The following is a 21,513-nucleotide window of genomic DNA, read 5'->3' as shown; positions in this document are numbered from 1 at the left end:
AACCTTACTGTTCTCCACTGTAAGGATGATTGACAGGGATCTTTACCTCATCCGTTACTATATACATCTCTTTTCCAAATGAGGGAAATGACTTGACCATCTGTTTCATTACTTCTTCGGCCTCATTCCTGGTCTCGAAATTACCCACTCTCAATCGCCAGAAAGGCGAATCAAAAAGGAGAACTGTTTCAAGATCGGGATATGCATTGTTGATAAGCTGTTGTTTATATTGAGCTTCGTTTTTGGAGGTACGTTGATTGTTTCCCGAAAAAGCCTGTATCTTAAATCCCCTTATCCGGTAATACTGTGTAGACCCATCGGCATTGGAGTATATTGTCCTGGGAGACCCCATAGGACGCCCCAATATATGTGCAATGCTTTCGTCTTCATAGATGGAAACTTTCCCCTTACCGGGAACAAAGGAGTTCAGTTCACGAAATATCTCTTTCTTTTGTATTGACGACTGCTGAGGATAAACTCCTACAGACACCCACAAAAACAAAAAGAGAATCGTATAGTGATAAAAATAGTTCATTATTAAAACAGACTTTTAGAACCAAGAATAAAGACTCCAGTCACAATCCCGAAAGTCGGGACAAGTTATCCCGATTTCCCGACATCGGGATTGGCACAATAAATTGCTACAAAGATAGTGAAAGCTGAGAGAAATCGTAAAAATTTACTCTCAAAGATATAAAAATACCACAGACCCGGATCTGATCTGTGGTAAAATTCTGTTAATTGGGTCAGAATGCCTCAATAATAGGCATAAATTTATCCACACCCAGGGAAGCACCGCCGATAAGGCCGCCGTCCACATCAGGATTGGAGAAAAGTTCTTTTGCATTGCCGGCATTACAACTTCCCCCATAAAGGATAGAGGTATTGTCGGCTACGTCCTGACCATATTTTTCGGCTAAAGTCTTACGGATAAAAGCGTGTATTTCCTGTGCCTGATCAGCCGTAGCAGTTTTTCCCGTACCGATAGCCCATACCGGTTCGTAAGCCAGTACAATCTTGGAGAAGTCCTCGGCAGAGAGGTCGAATAACGATTCTTCGATTTGTGATTTTACCACATCGAAATGTTTATTCGCTTCTCTTTCTTCCAATACCTCTCCGATACAGAAAATAGGAGTAAGACTGTTGGCAAGTGCCAGTTTCACTTTTTCTTTTAATATTTCAGGCGTATCATGATAATAGGCACGACGTTCGCTATGTCCCAAGATCACATATTTAGCACCGGTAGAAGCGATCATAGCGGCAGAAACTTCACCCGTATATGCGCCTGATTCCTTGTCCGCACAATTCTGGGCAGCTACCCCAATTTTATTCGTGTCAATACTGTTTACCACACTTGCCAGGTGAATAAAAGGCGTACCGATCACTATATCGCAGTGCACAGTTTTGTTTTTTAAAGCCTCATTCAACGCTGTCGCCAGTTCAACTCCTTCTTGCAGGTTTTTATTCATTTTCCAGTTACCTGCTACAATGTTCTTTCTCATACAAATAATATATATAATTAATAAAATTTATCGCCCCCTTCTTCCTATCATTTGATCGCATGAAGAGCGTCATCACCCGGGACACTGCGACCATCCCATTTATTGATAATTGTTCCTTCTTTCAGCAACATCAACCCGGGATTAGCCCGAATCATGGTCTTCAGTACCCGCTCATCAGCGTGGCCGAACTGGAACCCGGTATGGTGCTGTCGTTCCCATTCTCCTACCTCATCAGTGGACGATGAAGTCAGAAGGTAAAAAGAATATCCTTTTTCTACAGCATAGCGGTATACTTCCCTGAACCGGTCGAGATGTTTCATATTCATCTTTTCCAATGAATAGGCAACCATGAGAAAAGTATAGGAAGGATCGGAAAGGACAAGATCGGTGATATCACCACCTATATTCCATATACCAATAGCCTCATCATAATACAACGTTTCTATGGCAAAGTCCTCGATTGCAGGTTTCTCTCCTTCCTTCACCAGTTTTGTCTTCATTTCAACAAACGTCCAGGTGGAATCGCTCCAGGGATAATTTTCTTCTGTAAACTCCTTCACGACCCCATCTTTACTGTAAATGAAAATGGTTTCCATTACGTCAGCTTTCTCCGGATCCACGAACATCTGCCCGGGAATATTGGCTCCAATCTTGTAGGGTCGGAAATCAATCACCGGCAACCGGTACACATTATGGAGAGAAAACAGCACGCCAAAAATTACGATTGTCAAGCCTGCTACAGGTGCCATTTTTTCTGAAAAGAGCGGCGTTATCTTCCGCCATTTTAAAACCAGTAAAATAGTTCCCGCAAGAAGTATCAAGTTCTTATAAAAAGTCTGCCAGTTAGTAATAACGAATGCATCGCCAAAACATCCGCAATCCTTCACAGGATCTGCTATGGCAATCCATAATGTAAGGGGCGTGAAGAATGCCATAAACAAGGCTATCATCCGGACAGTCCATTTCCGGTAGATGCCGGACAATAAAAAAACACCCAATGAAAATTCGGCAGTCACCAGAATAATGGCCACCGGCAAGGCCAGGGGAAAGAGGCCGGTAAGCCCCAATTCGATCAGATAATCCTCTATTTTATAAGTAAAACCCAATGGATCGACAGCTTTCACAAAGCCGGAAAATACAAATGTAGCTCCGACAACAACCCGCGACAATTCAACTAAAAATTTCACTGTTTTATTTTCTGATTCCATTTTGTATTGATATTCAATTTTATTGCTATTCGGCTTCGCCATTGGGTAAGTGCAGCAAACATCTAAATTTACGTTGTAAATTTGAATTACTATTTCCCAAAGTGAAGTTTAATTAATCCGAAAACGGCATAATTGATCATATCCTTATAATTGGCATCGACTCCCTCAGAGATAAGGGTCTGTCCATCATTCGCTTCGATCTCCTTCGTACGCTGAATCTTCATCAGGATGAGATCGGTGTAGGAACTCAGTCTCATGCTTCTCCACGCTTCGCCGTAATCATGATTTTTAGCTTCCATCAGCGCTTTCGATTCTGCCACAAACCGGTCATATAACTCCAACGCTCTCTCAGCAGAGATATCCACTGAATCTACATCACCCAAATCCAATTGTATCAGCCCAATAATACCATAATTCACTATCCCTATATATTCAGGAAAGATGCCTTCATCCACTTTGTTATCTTTTGTCATCTCAAGTGTACGGATACGTTTGGCCTTGATGAAGATCTGGTCGGTCACCGATCCCGGGCGAAGAATTCGCCATGCGGCTCCGTAATCCTGAAGTTTCTTGATAAACACGTCCCTGCAGACAGCCAACACTTCGTCAAATTGATGGAGGGTTAAGTTCATAATTATCTACTATAATTGATCGGCAAAGTTAATAAAAAAAGGCACAAGTTAATCAACCTGTACCTTTTTCTGCTTACCTGTCCGTTTTACAAATTATGAAATGCGGATAGATTTTCCGACATTCAATGTAGTTTTAGGAGTGATATTATTCAACGTGCAGATTTTATTCACTGACGTGCCATATCGTCTGGCAATAGCTCCCAGCGTATCTCCTTTACTGATTCTGTGATATTTTACATCACCCGCAACATATTTATTGTTAGCAGTGTTGGCGGATGGCTTATAGTTCGAAGAACCCGTTTTACTTCCTACAACCACACGACTGCTGTTAGACGTTTTCCTGTAACTGGAATTAGTCACCAGATATTCCTGTTCGTGCACTGCTTTTTTCTCAAAATCAATAATGAAATTAGGGTTGATGGCTTTTCCAAGGAAACGGGTTTCGAAATGTAAGTGTGATCCGAATGAACGTCCCGTATTACCGGCCAAACCGATAGGGTCACCCGACTTCACCACATCATTCTCATTAACAAGAAATTTGGAAAGATGCCCATACACCGTCTCCAAACCGTTCAGATGCCGGACCACAAGAAAATAACCATATCCTTTCCTTTCATATCTCTTCACTCTTACCTTGCCATCGAAAGCAGCATAAATAGTATCGCCGGTCTGCGCTTTCAGATCAACTCCATAATGGTAACGACGGCTCCCCCTTCTGCCAAAATTGGATGTCATATGACCGTCCACCGGCATCGTGAAATTTTCCACATCCACAATAAAAGTATCCGGAGCATTTTTCAGGTTCCCATACATATTCACATAACTGTTCTCCCAGAGACCGCCATAGACGTCATCTGCCGGAATGGCATCAGGATCTAGCTCGAACCTGTCTTCTTCCACTTCCTCCAGGACAGACAAATCCAGCTTAAGCTTCAGCCCATCTGCAAAAAGTCCGGACTGTTCACTCAAAGTAGAACTATGTAATTGTTTATATGTGAGATCAGGCCTATGGTTAGCGGTCGACTCCGAAGATTGTTGTGAAAATGCGTTCAACGTAATGAACATCAAGCCTGCTGATAATAATATACCTGCTTTTGTCTGAATTTGATTTCTCTCCATTGCTGTTTTACTGAATTTTTTGATAATCCAATTAAAAAACACTTTTACCTTTATATCTCATCATTCGCATAAAGATACGGGATAAGATAATGGGAATAATTAAAAATTTCGTTTTCCGAGAAAAAACGTCTCAACTCAATTTCAGCTGTTTCTGGGGAATCGGATGCATGTACAATATTTTCCTGTATACTCATACTATAATCGCCCCTTATTGTGCCGGGATCCGCTCCTCTTCCATTTGTCACACCAGAAAGTTTTCGCACTGTATTCACCACATCCACCCCTTTTAATGCCATTACCACGACAGGACTTGCCTGCATGGAATCTTTAATACGACCAAAAAAAGATTTTCCAACTAAATGAGAATAGTGCTCACTAAGCATTTCATCGGTCAATTCTATCATTTTCATTCCTATAATCTGAATTCCCTTCCTTTCGAAACGGGAGATAATTTCTCCCATGATTCCGCGCTGTACCGCAGAGGGTTTCAAAATTACTAATGTAATCTCCATGAAGTAAAAAAATGATAAACTATTAATGAAAACGACCCTTTAATTATTGATTTTTTTCTTTAAATCATTTCCAAAGTAAACTTTTTATTATCTCTTCTCCAAATAATCGAATCTTTTTTTTGTGGACTATTTCCTCACCCAAAACAAAACATATCCATATACAGCAGATTTACAGCATATTACACAAAAACATGTTTTACAACATATTTTACTGATATTAAGCACAATAGACAAATTTTAACCATATTTTTATCTCCGTCGGGGGATTATTCGGCTTCATCATACTCAACTTTGGCATTCTTCGGCTTGACATCTAGTACAACCGCCTAACCATAAATTAAAGACTACCAAATTAGAACTGAATCATACCAAATTACTACCGAATTGTAACTGAATCACACCGAATTACAATTGAATTACAATTGAATTACGCCCAAATTACCTCCAAGTAACCACTAAATTACCAATGAATTACCATCGAATAATGATTGAATATCAATTGCGTTATTTTACTTTTTTTAATACCCCGACTATAAAATGGGGGTTCATTCATCGCCAAAATAAAGAGTTTTCAGTATCTTTGCGCGGAAATTCGCAATCAATCAGCGTGATTCGGGTTGAATATTAAAACTATACATCAACCATCAAAAAAAGAATAATGATCAAGTATAAGCTTATCAACAACATCGTTGGCTGGGGTGCCTTTACTGTCGCAGCCATTGTTTATCTGCTAACCATTGAATCCACTGCAAGTTTTTGGGATTGTGGTGAGTTCATCACAGCAGCCTATAAATTGGAAGTGGGTCACCCCCCCGGTGCTCCTATTTTCATGTTGGTAGGCAATTTATTCTCCCAGTTTGCGTCCGATCCCTCCCAAGTGGCCCGGATGATCAATATCATGTCGGCACTATTGAGTGCATTTACAATACTGTTTCTTTTCTGGACCATTACCCATTTGACTCGCAAACTCATTGTATCCCAAGAGCAAAACGAACTCACGCTGGGACAAACCATCGCAGTAATGGGGAGCGGTCTGGTAGGGGCACTGGCTTATACTTTTTCCGACACATTCTGGTTTTCGGCAGTGGAAGGTGAGGTATATGCTTTCTCGTCTATGCTTACTGCCCTGGTATTCTGGCTGATCCTCAAATGGGAGGATAATGCCGGCAAGGCGCATTCCGATAAATGGATCGTACTGATCGCTTATGTCTTGGGACTATCCATCGGGGTACACTTGCTCAACCTGTTATGCATCCCAGCTATCGTACTGGTCTATTACTTTAAAAAGAATGAGAATCCCGACTGGAAAGGTGGCATTAAAGCACTTCTGCTCTCTTTTGGACTGATCGTCATACTGATGTGGGGAATTATTCCCGGTTTCACCAAAGTAGGAGGTTGGTTTGAGTTGTTTTTTGTGAATTCATTAGGATTCTCTTACCATACAGGCACATTCATATACCTTATTTTATTAATAGGGGTAATCGGATGGACCCTCTATGAAACTCTTTCTCCAAAGGGAAAGGAACGTCGTGCCAGGACCGCATTCTTTATGAGTCTTGGAATGACGGGAATCCTTTTCATCGGAAGCAGTGCGTGGTTGTGGGTATTGCTCATTGCAGCAGGTGCTTATTTCGCATTCCGGTATAAAAAGCTGGAGATACATTTTATCAACCTGGCTGTAACCAGCCTGATGGTTATTCTGGTAGGGTTCTCCGCCTATGCAATAATCCCTATTCGGTCAAGTGCCAATCCCCCACTCGACCTGAATACACCGGAAGATATCTTCTCGTTAGGAAGTTTTCTGAACCGTGAGCAGTACGGACAAACGCCGCTCATCTACGGTACCACCTATGCCTCAAAGATAGAGCGTTCCGCTGATGGATCGGCAGTAATGAAAGGCGAACGAACATCCTACCAACAGATAGTAAAAACCTCACCCGATCAAAAAGACAGGTATGAAAAGGTGACTCAACCCAACTATAAATACACCAATACCATGTTGCTCCCCAGAATGCATTCCCATTCCGGTAATCCGTCATTCCGAAACCATAGTATCGGGTATGAACGGTGGGGCGGCGTGACCGATATGAACCAGATGCCCTCTTTGTGGCAAAATATTAAGTTCTTCTTTAATTACCAGGTCAATTATATGTATTGGCGGTATTTCATGTGGAACTTCTCCGGAAGGCAGAACGACATACCGGGCGACGGTGGCATTACATCCGGCAACTGGATTACCGGAATTCCGGTCGTCGATGACCATGTACTGGGTCTGGGGCCGCAAGATAATATCGCTCCCGATATCGTAAACAACAAGGGACATAACAAATACTATATGCTCCCGTTACTGTTGGGAATCATCGGCATCTTCTACCAGTTCCAACTGAAAAAGAGAGGCCAGCAGAGTTTTGCCGTTGTCTTCATGCTCTTCTTCATGACCGGACTGGCCATTATCCTTTACCTTAACCAGACGCCCTTCGAGCCCCGGGAACGAGACTATGCCTATGCAGGCTCCTTCTATGCCTTCACCATCTGGGTGGGAATGGGTGTGGCAGGTGTCAGTTACTTCCTGAAAAAGTATATAAAAAACACCACTGTGGCTACAGCACTTGCCACTGTAGCCACCTTAGGTATACCGATACAGATGGCTTCGCAGAACTGGGACGATCACGACCGTTCAGGAAGAACTCTGGCAAGGGATACCGGAATGAACTACCTGAGTTGCGTGGGTGAGAATGCCATCCTCTTTACCAACGGTGACAATGACACCTATCCGTTATGGTACGTGCAGGAAACTGAAGGGTTCCGCACCGACGTACGGGTTACAAACCTCAGCTTCCTCCAGACGGAATGGTATGTGGACCAATTACTTCGTCCAGCTTATGAATCGGAACCGCTGCCTATCAAATGGGCAAGGCCACAGTACTCGGGTGAATCAGGAGCTGCAGCGCTGATCATAACTAAACGGGAAATTGAAGACGTGCTTCGACAAAATAATATTCCTTCCGTTTCTTTCAGCACTTATTACGATATGAATGCTTTCAAAGATACATTATCACTGAAACAAACGATGGAAAATCTGAGGACAGGACAAAATACAAAGCCGAATAATCCATTCTCTACAGGTAATACCCAGATCATTCCGGGAAATGTACTTTCATTGGATGTAGATACTGCAAAGGTAAACTGGAAAGCGCTTGCCGCAAAACCCGCGCACAAGATGCATATCAATCTGGGAGAAAGATCGGCTGTGTATCGTCAGGAACTGATGATCATGGAGATGCTCAATAATATCAATGATGAAAACTGGGAACGTCCTATTCATTTTGCCACCACAATCACTCCCGACCTCTACATGAACCTGCAAAACCGTAACTTCTCGCTTAACGGACTCACCTATCAGGTAGTACCGGGAGCCCCTCTATATAACGGTGTAAATATAGACACGGCCTACGACAATATGGTAAACAAATTCAGGTGGGGAGGGCTTGAAAAGAATTCCGATATCTATCTCGATGAGACCTGCCGACGGATGCTTTCTACGTTCCGACTTTACTTCACACACCTTGTAAATGCATTGGTTGAAGCCGATGAGAAAGAGAAAGCACTCACTGCCCTGGATAAAGTAACCACGATGATTCCAGCTTCGGCCGTTCCTTACAGTAGCGATGGACTGCTCTTCGCAAGAGCTTATTATCGTCTGGGTGAAAAAGAGAAAGCCGAAGCACTTATCGCGGACATCAGCGACAGGATCAACCGCAACCTCGATTGGTTCACACGATTAAACCCCATACAGCTCTCCAATACATATATAGATGTGATGGGAAACAATATCAATCCTATGCTGCTCATCTCAACCATTTACCAGCAATACGACAAGCAAAAATACAAGGTAATGGTCGATGACCTATTACAACGGGCACAGACTTTCTACACGCTGGGAGCCCCCTATTTTGGGGATGCTCTCCTGAAAGAAATTACCGACAGCTCGGTACGAGGATATTACTCCACTTCTCCCGATGACACATTACACCGGGCTACCGAAGAGGAGACTATGCAAAAAGCACTCAATATGATGCAGCAGTTCAGTCCCCGTTTACTGGAACAATACCAGCAACAATCGGCTGAATAACTCACAACAACGATTCATGTTAATAGAGCAACCCCCAAAGCTATACAGGCTCCTTTTTCCGGAAGCCCGCTGGCGGATTACGGTTCCCGGACAAAAAACGGTCTATCTCACTTTCGATGATGGCCCCATCCCCGAAGTTACACCCTGGGTACTGGATATATTGGACCAACACAATATAAAAGCCACCTTTTTCTGTGTCGGTGACAATGTCCGCAAGTACCCCCACCTATATCGTCTGCTACTTGAAAAAGGCCACCGGACAGGGAATCACACTTTTAATCATGTACAGGGATGGAAACACAAGACCTCCTTTCTTTTGAAGAATACGGCAAAAGCGCGTGAACTGATCAGTTCACCCCTTTTCCGGCCTCCTCATGGACATATGCGGGTGCCCCAGAATTATGCCTTGTGGCGTGCCGGATACAATGTCGTAATGTGGGACGTAGTAACACGAGATTATAGCCGATATATGACACCCGAAAAGGTACTGGAGAATGTAAAGAGATATACGCGGGACGGGTCCATCATCGTGTTTCACGATTCATTGAAAGCGGAGAAGAATATGAAATACGCCCTTCCTCGTGCCATTGAGTGGTTGCAGCAAGAAGGATATGCTTTCGAGTTGATCCCGGATATAAATTCCATTTCCTTTCCGGCCCGACAAACTGCCTATATTTAACAGAACGCCTTCCTCATATCCATTCAAAAAACCTACAGGCAATGAAAGCCGATTCAAACGCTTCGAGCGGCAGCTTATATTCCCTTTATTTCCCTGCAAAAACATGTTGCAGCCAGTCCGTTATGTCCGACAAAAACCGGGGTGATATTGTTTGCTCAATCTTTCCATATTCTCCCACCGAACCGGTTTCACATTCCTGGAAAAGGTGATTCAGGCCGGGGTATGGTTTGATCGTATAATTTTTATTACCTCCTTTTTCCAACGACTTCCTTATCATCTCCAGATTTTGCCGGGAGTCCACTTGTATGTCTTTTTCACCATTGACAGCCAGCACGGGGCATTTCACTTTTTCAAGGTATCCGGCGGGATTTAATGATAAAAAGGTCCGGTACCATGGCATGAGCATCGACCCCATATTCCTGTTGATAAATTGTTCCCGGCTGTTTGCCCCACGGGATGAGGCAGGCATTGCTTCCCACAATTTACCGAATTTATCGCTGAGTTCTTTTTTCTCGTCTTCTGTCCCTTTCCAATTTTTCAGGCTTGGATAGACCGTCTCTAACACTGCCAGTATCCGATCGATGGTATCCTGCCGCACCTGTCCCATCTTCAAGAGGTCCGCATTCTGTTCCAGGAGAAGCCTGCTTCCCTCTACTCCCATTCCCGCCATCAATACTATCGCTCCGACCGTTGTATCGTTTGCTGCCACCATGGGTGCAATTGCTCCCCCTTCACTGTGTCCGATCAGGGCTATCCGCTTTTTGTCGATACGAGTTTGCGCTTGGAGAAAATGAAACGCCGCCTCGGCATCAGAAGCAAAATCTGCCGTAGTAGCATTGGCATAATCACCATTCGATTGGCCAATACCCCGTTTGTCATAGCGCAAGACCGCAAATCCGTTGCGTGTCAGATGGTCGGCGATCACCCAAAAGGGTTTGTGACCGAAAATAGCCTCATCGCGGTCATTTGGTCCACTTCCGGCTATGAGGATTACCGCCGGGAATATCCCCGTTTCGTCCGGAACCGTCAATGTGCCGGACAGTCTGTTTCCGTTCACCCCATTCCGGAAAGTAACATCTTCTGTCATATATGGGAAAGGCGGTTTAGGTTCCTGGGGACGGGACAAGTCAGTTTTTTGAGTGGGCTTCAACACCAACGGCAATTGCAGTCCACCCTGACGAAATATACCCTCAATAGAATCACCCTGAAAAGTTCCGATATAGGAAATACCCATTCCGCCTGCTGAAATTTCCAGCCGATTATTTGAAAAAACAGTTTTGGATGTAGCCAGTCCGAAAGCGCCCTGGTCGGGGCTGTCCATCTTTGTTTCGTAAACTGTGTCGTTTTTCACGATATGGAAAACAATCCCAAGTCTGGTATTTTGAATTTGCAGCTTTCCGCCCCATGAACCTGTTATATCCTGGGAGAAAAGAGCACCTGCGAAGCAGATGCAAAGTACGGCAATAATCAATTTCTTCATAGGCTCCTGCAATAAGGACTAAACAACGAAAATGTGCTTCATTTTTTCGTAAACTTACAACAAATATTCATTAGTATCAACTATTTTTTCCAATTCAACGATTCAACACCCCTCTCCCAGTCCCCCAATCTCCCCCTCTCCCAATCCCTCCCTCTCCCAGTCTCCTATTCTCCCAGTCCTCCAGTCTTAGCCACCTAACCACTTTTCCACTAAATCACAAACAATGTTAAAAATAAAAACAATACAGTATTATGTATTGCATAGTACAATGTTTTGACATACATTTGTACCGTGCAAATAAAATAAGCGAAAAATCCTGTAACCATTTTGAGTGAAAGATGGTCTAAGCAGAAGAAAGAACTATAGAGGTCACAAGAAATATTATTGTATGATTGAAATCCGGCAACTACATAAATCCTACCGAACAGAAGCCCTGTCGCTTCATGTCCTGAAGGGGATCGATCTGGAAATAAGTTCCGGTGAATATGTCTCCATCATGGGTGCATCAGGATCGGGAAAATCCACCCTGTTGAATATCCTGGGTATTCTAGACACATACGATTCGGGCGAATACTTCCTGAATGGCACACTGATTAAAAATCTCAGTGAGACACAGGCGGCGCTTTACCGCAATGAGATGATCGGTTTTGTCTTCCAGTCGTTCAATCTGATCAACTTCAAGAACGCATTGGAAAATGTGGCGTTACCGCTCTATTATAAGAAGGTGAGCCGCAAAAAAAGGAATATCATCGCGTTGGAACATCTCGACAGGATGGGTTTGAAAGACTGGGCACACCACATGCCGAACGAGATGTCGGGCGGGCAAAAACAACGGGTAGCTATTGCCCGTGCCCTGATCTCGAATCCAAAGATCATCCTGGCCGACGAACCTACGGGCGCCCTCGACAGCAAGACTACGGTGGAAGTAATGGAAGTGTTGACGAACCTCAACAGTGATGGGATCACCACCATTATCGTCACACATGAACCGTCGGTGGCAGATGCCACTAACCGCATCATCCACCTGAAAGACGGTATGATCGAATACGAAACACGCAAGGATAACGGTGTACATATCCCCACCCCCTCCCAAAAATCACAAATGGTATGACCGACCAGCTTCAGGAAATACTGTCCACGCTGAAAAAGAACAAGATGCGCACTACCCTCACCGGGCTTTCGGTGTCATGGGGTATCTTTATCCTTATTGTCTTGCTGGGGGCAGGTAACGGACTGCGGAACGGAGTAATGCAAAACTTCAGTTCCCGGGCAGTGAACCGGGTCAACCTCTGGCCCGGCACCACATCTATGCCCCACAAGGGACTGAAATCGGAAAGGAACCTCTATTTTACAGAGGACGAACTGGATTTTATCAGGAAAGAAGTAGAGGAGAGCCGGCTCATTACGCCCCGGTTCAACACATCCCAAACCATCTCTTACGGGAATGAATACGGCTCCTATCAGGTGAGAGGAGTAATGCCGAACTATTTTGATATTGAGAAACTGACCATTGCCCCGGAAGAAGGACGTTTCATTAATCAACTGGATATCAACCAATCGAATAAAGTAATCGTACTGGATAAAAAAGTTGCCGACCTTCTTTTCAAAGAAGAATCATCACTCGGCAAATATGTCAAGGTGGGACAACTGATGTTCAAAGTGGTAGGAGTGAATTCCAAAAAGGAACAATGGGGCGGATCGAATACTTACATTCCATTCTCTACTGCACAGACCATTTTTAATCCTAACCGTAAGTTCTATCAGATCACTTTCACCGTGGACGGACTGGTGACGGAAGAGGAGAACGACCGGTTCAATGAATCCCTGAGGGCACTGATGGGACACCGGCTGAATTTTAACCCGGAAGACCAGCAAGCGCTCTGGGTATATAATGCACAAACGGAATATGTGGAGACGATGAAAATATTCGGGGGAATCACCTTCCTGGTCACTATTATCGGTATCCTCACACTCATCGCGGGGATCGTAGGCGTAAGCAACATCATGCTGGTATCCGTCAAGGAACGAACGCGCGAGATCGGTATTCGGAAAGCCATCGGCGCCACACCGTCATCCATCCTGAAGACCATTATCCTGGAATCGATCTTTATCACTACTGTTTTCGGGTATATAGGACTGATACTGGGAATCGGGCTGACCGAAACGGTCAACTTCTTTATGGAACAGGCGGCCAACGCACAAGCGGTGTCCGACGAACCGCAGATGTCTATATTTTCCAATCCTACGGTGAATGTGGGCTATGCGCTGTTCGCCACACTCGTGCTGATTATCTCCGGCGTAATTGCCGGTTACCTGCCTGCCCGCAAGGCAGTGAAAGTGAAGCCGATTGAAGCAATGCGGCAGGAATGATCAATGTGGTGCTAAAAGTCTTGATTCTTTACTCTTTACTCTTAAAAAAATGTTTGATTTAGACAGGTGGCAGGAAATATGGATCACTATCACGCACAACAAATCACGGAGTGCGTTGACCGCCTTCGGTGTTTTTTGGGGAATGCTGATGCTGATACTGATGGTGGGAGCAGGCAATGCGCTTGAACAAGGGATTTTTTCGCAGATCGAAGGGTTTGCCACCAATTCCTGCTTCTTCGAAGCGGAGCGCACAACCGTTCCCTACAAAGGATTTCAGAAAGGCAGAAGGTGGAATATCACCAACAGCGATATCCCGGTGATCAAAGAAAAGGTGAGTGAACTACAGTATATCTCTCCCATGCTGTTCAGCGAGAGCAATGACAAAAACGTGGTCAGGGGTGATAAAAACGGCTCCTACCGCATAAAAGGCAGTTATCCGGAATACGACCTGATAGAGAAAAGCAAAATGGTCTACGGACGATATATCAACGATATCGATATTGCGGAAAAACGAAAAGTATGTGTGATCGGTGAGCGAATCTATGAAGTGCTCTTCCAGAAAGGGGAAGATCCTACCGGAAAACAGGTACGTGTGAACGGCATCTACTTTCAGGTAATAGGAGTAGCCCGCGGCACCTCGGGTGTCAGCATTGGAGGTAATACCACTGAATCGGTCGTACTCCCATTCTCCACCATGCAGCAGGCATTCAACCAGGGAAATATCGTTCATCTACTGGCTGTCACTGCCAAGGACGAAGTACCGGTAAAGAAAGTGCAGGATCAGGTTACCGAGATACTGAAACAGCAGCATCAGGTTTCACCCGACGACAAGGATGCAATATGGACTTTGAACATAGAGGAACAATTCAAGATGTTCAACTACCTCGGCATCGGCATCGCGGCCCTGATATGGATCGTAGGATTGGGTACGCTCTTCGCCGGCGCTATCGGTGTGAGTAACATCATGCTGGTCACTGTCCGGGAGCGCACCAAAGAGATCGGTATCCGCCGGGCTCTGGGAGCCACCCCCAGGAATATCATCGGCCAAATCCTCAGTGAGAGTGTGGTACTCACCGTATTGGCGGGACTACTCGGCATTGTGCTGGGAGTGGGATTGCTACGGGCAACGGGGATCGTACTCAGCCAGGGCGACCAGTTCTTTAAAGACCCACAAGTCTCCTTCGGCATGGCCGTGGGTTCACTCATTATCCTTATCGTGATTGGTGCCATGGCGGGATATATACCCGCACAACGTGCCATGATGATCAAACCCGTGGAGGCGATCAGTGAGGAATGATAATGTGCCAATGTGAATAATGTAATAATAACCCAATTGTCTTGGATCTTGGTTCTTGGCTCTTGGCTCTAAAAAAATAATATGAAGAAAATATTGCGAATTGTTGGATTGTCCCTGTTAGGGCTCCTGGTCATATCTACTTTTGTGTTTCTCTGGCAGAAATCGCGTCCGAAAACAGTGACTTACAAGATCGAAGCTGCCACAAAAGGCGATATCGAAAAACGAACCGTGGCCACAGGAAAAGTGGAACCGCGTAATGAGATCCTTATCAAACCACAGATGTCGGGCATTATTGCCGAGGTCTACAAAGAAGCAGGCGAAACCGTGCAGGCGGGAGATATTATTGCCCGGATACAGGTGGTGCCCGACATGGTGAACGAGAGCAGTGCCGAGTCGCGTGTCGAAAGGGCCCGGTTAGCAGCCAACCAAAGCAAAATCAACTATGAGCGTGATAAAAAACTCTTCGACAATGACGTGATCTCAAGGGAAGAGTTCGAGAAGGTGGAACTACAGTACAAAAACGACCAGGAAGAACTTCGCGCCGCCAACGACAACCTGAGTCTGGTACGCACCGGGATTACCAAGAGTTCAGCACAGACCAGCAATACGCTGGTACGTTCCACAGTGAGCGGTACTATCCTCGACGTGCCCGTCAAAGCGGGTAATTCGGTGATCCAGTCGAATAACTTCAACGACGGCACTACCGTGGCCTCGGTAGCCGACCTGGGGGACATGCTTTTCGTGGGTAAGATCGACGAGACGGAGGTAGGCAAACTTTCGGTAGAGATGCCCATGGAGATTACCATCGGCGCCATCCAGGACTTGAAGATTCCCGCCTCATTAGAATATGTCGCACCCAAAGGTGTAGAAGAAAGCGGGGCCATCCTTTTCGAAATGAAAGCTGCCCTGAAACTACCGGAAGATCTTTTTATCCGGGCAGGCTACAGCGCCAACGCCGAGATTATCCTGGACCAGCGTAAAGAAGTGGTGACTATTCCCGAGAGTTCAGTCGAATTCAGTGGCGACTCTGCGTTCGTTTATATGGTAAAGAGCGAAAAACCGCAGGAATTCGAACGGAAACATGTGAAAATCGGACTTTCGGACGGAATCCGCATCGAAGTGACCGAAGGACTGAAAGAGAATGACAAGATCCGTGGCACGGAGATTATTGAAGATAAGAAAAAGTAATTACCATGTATATCAGAACTATTATCATCGCCCTGTTTATCAGCACCCTCCTGTTTCCTGCAAAAGCACAGCACAAGTATACATTACAGGAATGCATTGGTATTGCGCTGGAGAACAACCGCAATATCAAACAGCAGGAACTGAGCCGGCAACAGCGGGAGATCGCTTATGGCCAGGCTCGTGCCGACCTGCTGCCTAACCTGAACGCGTCGGCGGGGCAGAACTTCGTATTTGGCCGTTCCATCGGCCTCGACAATGTCTATCAGAACACCAACTCGTCCCAGACCAGTTTCAATCTCGGGAGTGATATCACCCTTTTCGACGGTTTGCGGATGAAACACAACATCGATGCAAGAAAAGCTGATATGTACGCCTCGGAAGCCGATCTGGAAAAGATGCGCGACGACGTCGTCATGAGCGTCTCCACCGCTTTCCTTCAGGCTTTGCTCAACCGGGAACTGCTCCAGATCGCCGAGAACCAGATCGAGACCAGCAGGGCCAACCTGCAACGTCGTAGCGAATTGGTAAAAAGCGGCAAGATGGCACAGGGTGAACTCTATGAACTGGAAGCGCAAGTGGCAAAGGAAGAACTGAACCGGGTACAGGCGGAAAGCAACCTCAAACTGGCGTTGCTCGACCTTGCCCAAATCATGGAATTGGAAGAATTCAACCATTTCAACATCACGGCACCTCCCGCAGAAACGCTGATCAATGAAGCCACCCTTCTCGGGTCGGAAGCGGTATACGAAAGTGCGTTGGTGAATCGTCCGGAGATCCGGGGAATGCGCTACCGGTTAGAGAGTAGTGAGAAGGAACTGCTGATGGCAAAAGCGCAATACTCCCCTTCCCTCTCGTTCGGTGCCAATATCGGAAGCGGTTACTACAAGATGAGCGGCAGGGATAACGACTCTTTCGGTTCGCAATTGCGCAACAACAGGAGCAGTTCGCTCGGGTTCAGCCTCCGTATCCCCATCTTCAACCGGTTTCAGGTCAGGAACAGTGTCCATAGTGCCGAACTGGCCATCACCAACACACAACTCGAGATGGACAAGGCCAAAGTAGAATTGCGCAAACGGATTGAGCAGGCCTACTACAATGCTACCGGCGCCAAAAGCCGGTGGGACGCCGCACTGAAATCCATAGAAGCCAGTCGGGAAGCCTACCGTTTCGCGGAAGAGAAATACGAGAGCGGACGGGCCAACTCTTATGAACTGTTCCTCGCCAAGAACAACCTCACCCAAGTGCTGGGAGAAGAAGCGCAAGCCAAATACGAATATGCGTTCCGCCTCAAAATCCTTGAATTATTAAGGGATTGATTTCACTGTCCATTTTCCACTCTTAACTTTTCACTTTTAGTTCTTAGTTCAAAAAATATGAAAATTTCAGCTATATTAATCCTCATCGCAGTGCTTTTCACAGCCTGCATATCCGTAGGTACCCAATCGCGCCAGGCTGCGGATCAATTTGAAGTAAGTGAATTTACGGCCATCGAATCGTCGGTGATAGCCAACATTCACATCAAGCAATCCCCTACTGTCAGCGTAACTGCAGAGGGTAGTGAAGAACTGCTCAATATCCTCGACGTAAGGATGGACAACGACAAACTCATCCTCACGATGGACGACCGCCGGCTAAAAAAGAAAAAAATGAATAAGAATTCCGACAAACTGCTGATCTCCATCTCGACCCCCACCCTTAGCAAACTCGATTTCGACGGCGTAGGGAATATTGAGATCGAAGGTACTTTCTCCACTCCCGAACTGACCATTGACTCGGAAGGAGTAGGCAATTTCACAGCAGACAGGCTCGATGTCGGCTCCATTTACATCTCTTCAGAGGGAGTGGGCAACACCACATTAGGCGGCAAGGCCGACAAAGTGGAAATCCAATCCGAAGGGGTGGGCAACGTAAATACCACAGAACTCACCGCGCGAAGTGCCGTTGTCACCTCCGAAGGAGTAGGTAATGTTAGCTGCTATGCCTCAGAACACCTTAAGGTACGTTCCGAGGGTATAGGGAGCGTCAGGTATTATGGTAACCCGGCGGATAAAGAACTCAACAAAGAGGGATTAGGAAAAATAAAAGCAGGGAATTAACCCCTTGCTTACTCAATAAATACTCTACTTCTACTTTTAATTACAAAAAATTTCGAACCCGGAGGCTTGTGAAAGTATCCGGGTTTTTTCGCTTATTCTACTTCATTTGTTTCTGTATCATGTTCTATATATTTCAGCATATAAGAATTTCAACCATTCACTATCTCTCCTCCATTGGGATGCAAGCATTGACCGCTCATATAGGACGAGTCGCCGGACGCCAGAAAGAGAAAGCAGGTAGCCACTTCATTAGGTTCTCCCGCCCTGCCCATTGGGGTTTCACTGCCAAATCCGGCTACTTTTTCCTTATCAAAAGTGGAAGCAATCAGCGGTGTCCATATTGGCCCGGGTGCTACGGCGTTCACCCGTATTTTCCTTGGAACCAAGTTCTGGGCAAGACTTCGGGTGAAACTTACGATAGCACCCTTGGTAGCAGAGTAATCGATGAGTTTGGCACTCCCCCGGTAAGCGGTCACAGAACTTGTATTGACTATGGCAGCGCCTTCTTTGAGATGCTTCAGGGCATACTTGGTAACCCAAAAATAAGAAAATACATTATTGACAAAAGTACGCTCCCACTGTTCCGTTGAGATCTCCTCCAGGCTTTCCTTTTCCCAATGCAAAGCCGCATTGTTGATTAAAATATCGAGTTTGGAGAATCTTTCAATCGTCTTAGCGACCGCCTTTTTACAGTTCGACTCTTTGGAGAGGTCCCCCTTTATGAGCAGGCACTGTCTTCCCATTTCCCGAATCTCCTTTTGGGTAGCTTTCGCATCATCGGTTTCACTTAAGTAAGCGATAGCAATGTCTGCGCCGTTCGTCGCAAAAAGCAATGCCGTGGCCTTCCCGATACCGCTGTCACCCCCGGTTATCAGGGCAATTTTTCCTTTGAGTTTATTCTCTTGTTTTACAGGCTCTGTTTGAGGGACCGGTCTCATCTTCGACTCTTTTCCGGGGCGACGCTGCTCTTGTTTCGGTCGCAATTTTTTTTCTTCGCTTTGTTTCTGCATAATCCCGCATTTTTTATCTTTCAACTGATAACTAACTACATATAAAACCCTTCCCTTGAAATATTTGTTCGCAAAACCCACTTTATTATGACTAATTAACCTTATCTTTGCACTTCAAATATAATTGCAGCAAATGGAGCAAAAACAATATCTTCTGGGGATGACGCTTGCCGAGATCACCGAAAGCGTAGCGGAACTGGGATTGCCCAAATTCACCGGCAAGCAGATTGCCGACTGGGTCTATGAAAAACGGGTGAAGCAGATCGATGATATGACCAACATCTCGCTGAGGAACAGGGAGCTCCTTTCGGAGAAATTCGATATAGGAAGATCGGAACCGTTGGATATACAGACATCGGTGGACGGTACGCGTAAGATGCTGTTCAGGACTTCGGGCGGAAAATTCATCGAGACGGTGACCATCCCCGAAGAGGACCGCCTTACCATCTGCGTCTCTTCGCAGGTGGGATGCCGGATGAACTGCGACTTCTGCATGACGGGAAAACAGGGATTCCATGATAATCTCAGCACCAATGAAATATTGAACCAGGTCTACTCGGTGCCCGGCTCGGAAGAGATCACCAATTTAGTGTTTATGGGAATGGGAGAACCGCTGGATAACTACAAGAACGTAAAGAAGGCGTCGGAACTGCTCCAGGCTGAATATGGACTCAGCTGGAGCCCACGGCGCATCACCCTCTCCACCATTGGACTGACATCCAACTTGAAAAGGTTTCTCGAAGAGAGCAAATGCCACCTGGCAGTGAGCCTCCACAACCCGATACCGGAAGAACGACTCACCATCATGCCGATCGAAAAATCGGCTCCCTCGACCTCAGTAATTGAGATGCTGCGCGAGTACGACTGGAGCCGTCAACGGAGACTTTCCTTCGAATATATCATGTTTGACGGCGTGAACGATTCGCTGCTCTATGCACGGGAACTGACCAAACTGCTTGCCGGTCTGGACTGCCGTATCAACCTGATCCGCTTCCATGTGATCCCGATGAGCAACCTGAAACCCTCCTCCAACGAGAATATGGTAAAATTTCGCGACTTCCTTACCGCGAAAGGATTCATCTGCACCATCCGCGCCTCAAGGGGAGAGGATATCTTCGCCGCCTGCGGGATGCTGTCGACGGCGAAGCTGGTAAAATAGACTTTAACGATTATTTTAGCCTCAACAGTTTTATTTCACCCAAATAATCGTATATTTGTTTTCAACTTTTAAACTACGTCGATATGAAGGAACAATATGCAGTTTTACCGGCCATTATGGCTTTATTTGTGCTGTTTACATCATGTGACGGTGGAGGGAGTTTTTTTTCCGCTTCAGGATCTACTAACGAGGTAATCGTCATAATGGACAAAAACGCATGGGAAGGCGCTGCGGGACGTGCTCTTTTCGGTGTACTTAATTCCAATGTAAAGGCGATTCCCCAACCAGAGCCCAACTTTCGGGTAGTGCAACTTACTCCGGATAACTTTACCAGTACTTTCAAAGTAGCGAGGAATGTGATTATCCCCGAAATATCGGATATTTACAGTTATCCCAAACTCACGGCGGATCTCGATAAATATGCCATGGGGCAGGTCATCATGAATATTCATGCACCTGATACGGCCAGTTTTATACAATTCGTAACAGAAAACAAGGAAAGTATCATAGACTACTTTATTTCCAAGGAACTGGAACGCAATGCAAAATATCTCATGACCCAGTCGAAAGAACCGATAGCCCGTGTTAAACAGGTTTTTGATATTAATATTCATTTTCCCAAAGGATTGCCCAACATCACTGAGCATGAGAATTTCTACTGGGCGACCAACAATGCTCCCCGGGGACGTCAGGACATCGTAATATACCAATTTCCCTATACTTCCGAGACTGTTTTTGAAAGAGACTCACTTATTGGAATCCGGAATAGGGTATTAGGAGAATATATCAAGGGTTCGTTCGATTCGCAAATGACAACCACCACTGTTTACTCACCCGATTATCGTAAAATGGAAACAGACGGCCTTTTCCGTGCAGAGTTGCGCGGCCTCTGGGAAATGTCCTCAGATATGATGGGAGGCCCGTTCGTGATGCATGCCTTCGCTAACGAAAATACAGGTATGGTGGTGGTAGTCGAGGTATTTGTATATGCTCCGGAGATGAATAAGAGAAATCTTATGCGTAGTCTTGAGTCGACCCTCTACACTATCAGTATTCCTGAAAGAGAAGGAGAAAAGGAATCTTGATCATTAATTCATCACGGATTTTTATCCATAATACATTTTTAATT

The 21,513-nt window shown here is 45.5% G+C and carries 18 protein-coding genes; 10 read left to right on the top strand and 8 right to left on the bottom strand.

Features of this window, described 5'->3' with window-relative positions:
- Positions 1–4 precede the first annotated feature (4 nt).
- From B4G81_RS14665 to ndk, 6 genes are all read right to left on the bottom strand, one after another.
- Positions 5–535 (bottom strand): SPOR domain-containing protein, encoded by a 531-nt coding sequence (locus B4G81_RS14665; RefSeq protein ID WP_294083807.1) that lies wholly within the window; start codon positions 533–535, stop codon positions 5–7.
- Positions 536–746: 211 nt separating this feature from the next.
- The gene (tpiA, locus tag B4G81_RS14660; protein WP_294083805.1) at positions 747–1,502 is read right to left on the bottom strand and encodes a triose-phosphate isomerase; all 756 of its coding nucleotides are present in this window, start codon (positions 1,500–1,502) and stop codon (positions 747–749) included.
- Between the two features lie 47 nt (positions 1,503–1,549).
- Positions 1,550–2,689: a BT_3928 family protein gene (locus tag B4G81_RS14655; protein ID WP_294083802.1), complete on the bottom strand. Its 1,140-nt coding sequence runs from the start codon at positions 2,687–2,689 to the stop codon at positions 1,550–1,552.
- 110 nt (positions 2,690–2,799) lie between these two features.
- On the bottom strand, positions 2,800–3,342 hold the full coding sequence (locus B4G81_RS14650) for a DUF1599 domain-containing protein (RefSeq protein WP_294083801.1): 543 nt from the start codon (positions 3,340–3,342) through the stop codon (positions 2,800–2,802).
- A 93-nt stretch (positions 3,343–3,435) separates the two neighbouring features.
- Positions 3,436–4,461 (bottom strand): peptidoglycan DD-metalloendopeptidase family protein, encoded by a 1,026-nt coding sequence (locus B4G81_RS14645; protein ID WP_294083800.1) that lies wholly within the window; start codon positions 4,459–4,461, stop codon positions 3,436–3,438.
- A 50-nt stretch (positions 4,462–4,511) separates the two neighbouring features.
- The gene (gene ndk / locus B4G81_RS14640) at positions 4,512–4,973 is read right to left on the bottom strand and encodes a nucleoside-diphosphate kinase (RefSeq protein ID WP_294083798.1); all 462 of its coding nucleotides are present in this window, start codon (positions 4,971–4,973) and stop codon (positions 4,512–4,514) included.
- A 658-nt stretch (positions 4,974–5,631) separates the two neighbouring features.
- Between ndk and B4G81_RS14635 the strand changes: the two genes are divergently transcribed.
- Positions 5,632–9,105: a DUF2723 domain-containing protein gene (locus B4G81_RS14635; protein ID WP_294083796.1), complete on the top strand. Its 3,474-nt coding sequence runs from the start codon at positions 5,632–5,634 to the stop codon at positions 9,103–9,105.
- 16 nt (positions 9,106–9,121) lie between these two features.
- A complete protein-coding gene (locus B4G81_RS14630) occupies positions 9,122–9,784 on the top strand; it encodes a polysaccharide deacetylase family protein (protein WP_294083795.1) in 663 nt (220 codons plus the stop codon).
- A gap of 85 nt (positions 9,785–9,869) precedes the next feature.
- On the opposite strand, the gene B4G81_RS14625 is transcribed toward B4G81_RS14630, so the two are convergent.
- The gene (locus tag B4G81_RS14625) at positions 9,870–11,264 is read right to left on the bottom strand and encodes an alpha/beta hydrolase family protein (RefSeq protein ID WP_294083790.1); all 1,395 of its coding nucleotides are present in this window, start codon (positions 11,262–11,264) and stop codon (positions 9,870–9,872) included.
- 388 nt (positions 11,265–11,652) lie between these two features.
- Here B4G81_RS14625 and B4G81_RS14620 point away from each other — a divergent pair, with 388 nt between their 5' ends.
- The 6 genes from B4G81_RS14620 to B4G81_RS14595 all read left to right on the top strand — a co-directional run bounded on the left by B4G81_RS14620 (position 11,653) and on the right by B4G81_RS14595 (position 18,215).
- Positions 11,653–12,375: an ABC transporter ATP-binding protein gene (locus B4G81_RS14620; protein WP_294083788.1), complete on the top strand. Its 723-nt coding sequence runs from the start codon at positions 11,653–11,655 to the stop codon at positions 12,373–12,375.
- Positions 12,372–13,634, top strand: a complete 1,263-nt coding sequence (locus B4G81_RS14615) for an ABC transporter permease (RefSeq protein ID WP_294083786.1) — start codon at positions 12,372–12,374, stop codon at positions 13,632–13,634. The genes B4G81_RS14620 and B4G81_RS14615 overlap by 4 nt, the downstream gene beginning before the upstream one ends.
- Positions 13,635–13,683: 49 nt before the next feature.
- A complete protein-coding gene (locus B4G81_RS14610) occupies positions 13,684–14,931 on the top strand; it encodes an ABC transporter permease (RefSeq protein WP_294083784.1) in 1,248 nt (415 codons plus the stop codon).
- Positions 14,932–15,012: 81 nt separating this feature from the next.
- Positions 15,013–16,119 (top strand): efflux RND transporter periplasmic adaptor subunit, encoded by a 1,107-nt coding sequence (locus tag B4G81_RS14605; protein WP_294083782.1) that lies wholly within the window; start codon positions 15,013–15,015, stop codon positions 16,117–16,119.
- Positions 16,120–16,124: 5 nt separating this feature from the next.
- Complete coding sequence (locus B4G81_RS14600) at positions 16,125–17,435, top strand: TolC family protein (RefSeq protein ID WP_294083780.1); 1,311 nt, start codon at positions 16,125–16,127, stop codon at positions 17,433–17,435.
- A gap of 57 nt (positions 17,436–17,492) precedes the next feature.
- Positions 17,493–18,215 carry a head GIN domain-containing protein gene (locus B4G81_RS14595; RefSeq protein ID WP_294083778.1) on the top strand — a complete coding sequence of 241 codons (723 nt, stop codon included), beginning with the start codon at positions 17,493–17,495 and terminating at the stop codon, positions 18,213–18,215.
- A 149-nt stretch (positions 18,216–18,364) separates the two neighbouring features.
- Here B4G81_RS14595 and B4G81_RS14590 read toward each other — a convergent pair whose 3' ends face one another.
- The gene (locus tag B4G81_RS14590; RefSeq protein ID WP_294083776.1) at positions 18,365–19,225 is read right to left on the bottom strand and encodes an SDR family oxidoreductase; all 861 of its coding nucleotides are present in this window, start codon (positions 19,223–19,225) and stop codon (positions 18,365–18,367) included.
- A gap of 133 nt (positions 19,226–19,358) precedes the next feature.
- On the opposite strand from B4G81_RS14590, the gene rlmN reads away from it, so the two are divergent.
- Entirely contained in the window at positions 19,359–20,384 is a 1,026-nt protein-coding gene (gene rlmN / locus B4G81_RS14585) for a 23S rRNA (adenine(2503)-C(2))-methyltransferase RlmN (protein ID WP_294083774.1), read from the top strand.
- 83 nt (positions 20,385–20,467) lie between these two features.
- On the top strand, positions 20,468–21,469 hold the full coding sequence (locus tag B4G81_RS14580; protein ID WP_294083771.1) for a DUF4837 family protein: 1,002 nt from the start codon (positions 20,468–20,470) through the stop codon (positions 21,467–21,469).
- The last annotated feature ends 44 nt before the right edge of the window (positions 21,470–21,513 follow it).

Source organism: Proteiniphilum sp. UBA5384 (genome assembly GCF_002410825.1).
GTDB lineage: Bacteria > Bacteroidota > Bacteroidia > Bacteroidales > Dysgonomonadaceae > Proteiniphilum.
Note: the sequence above shows the minus strand (reverse complement) of the source record. Positions and strands in the feature narration are given on the sequence as shown.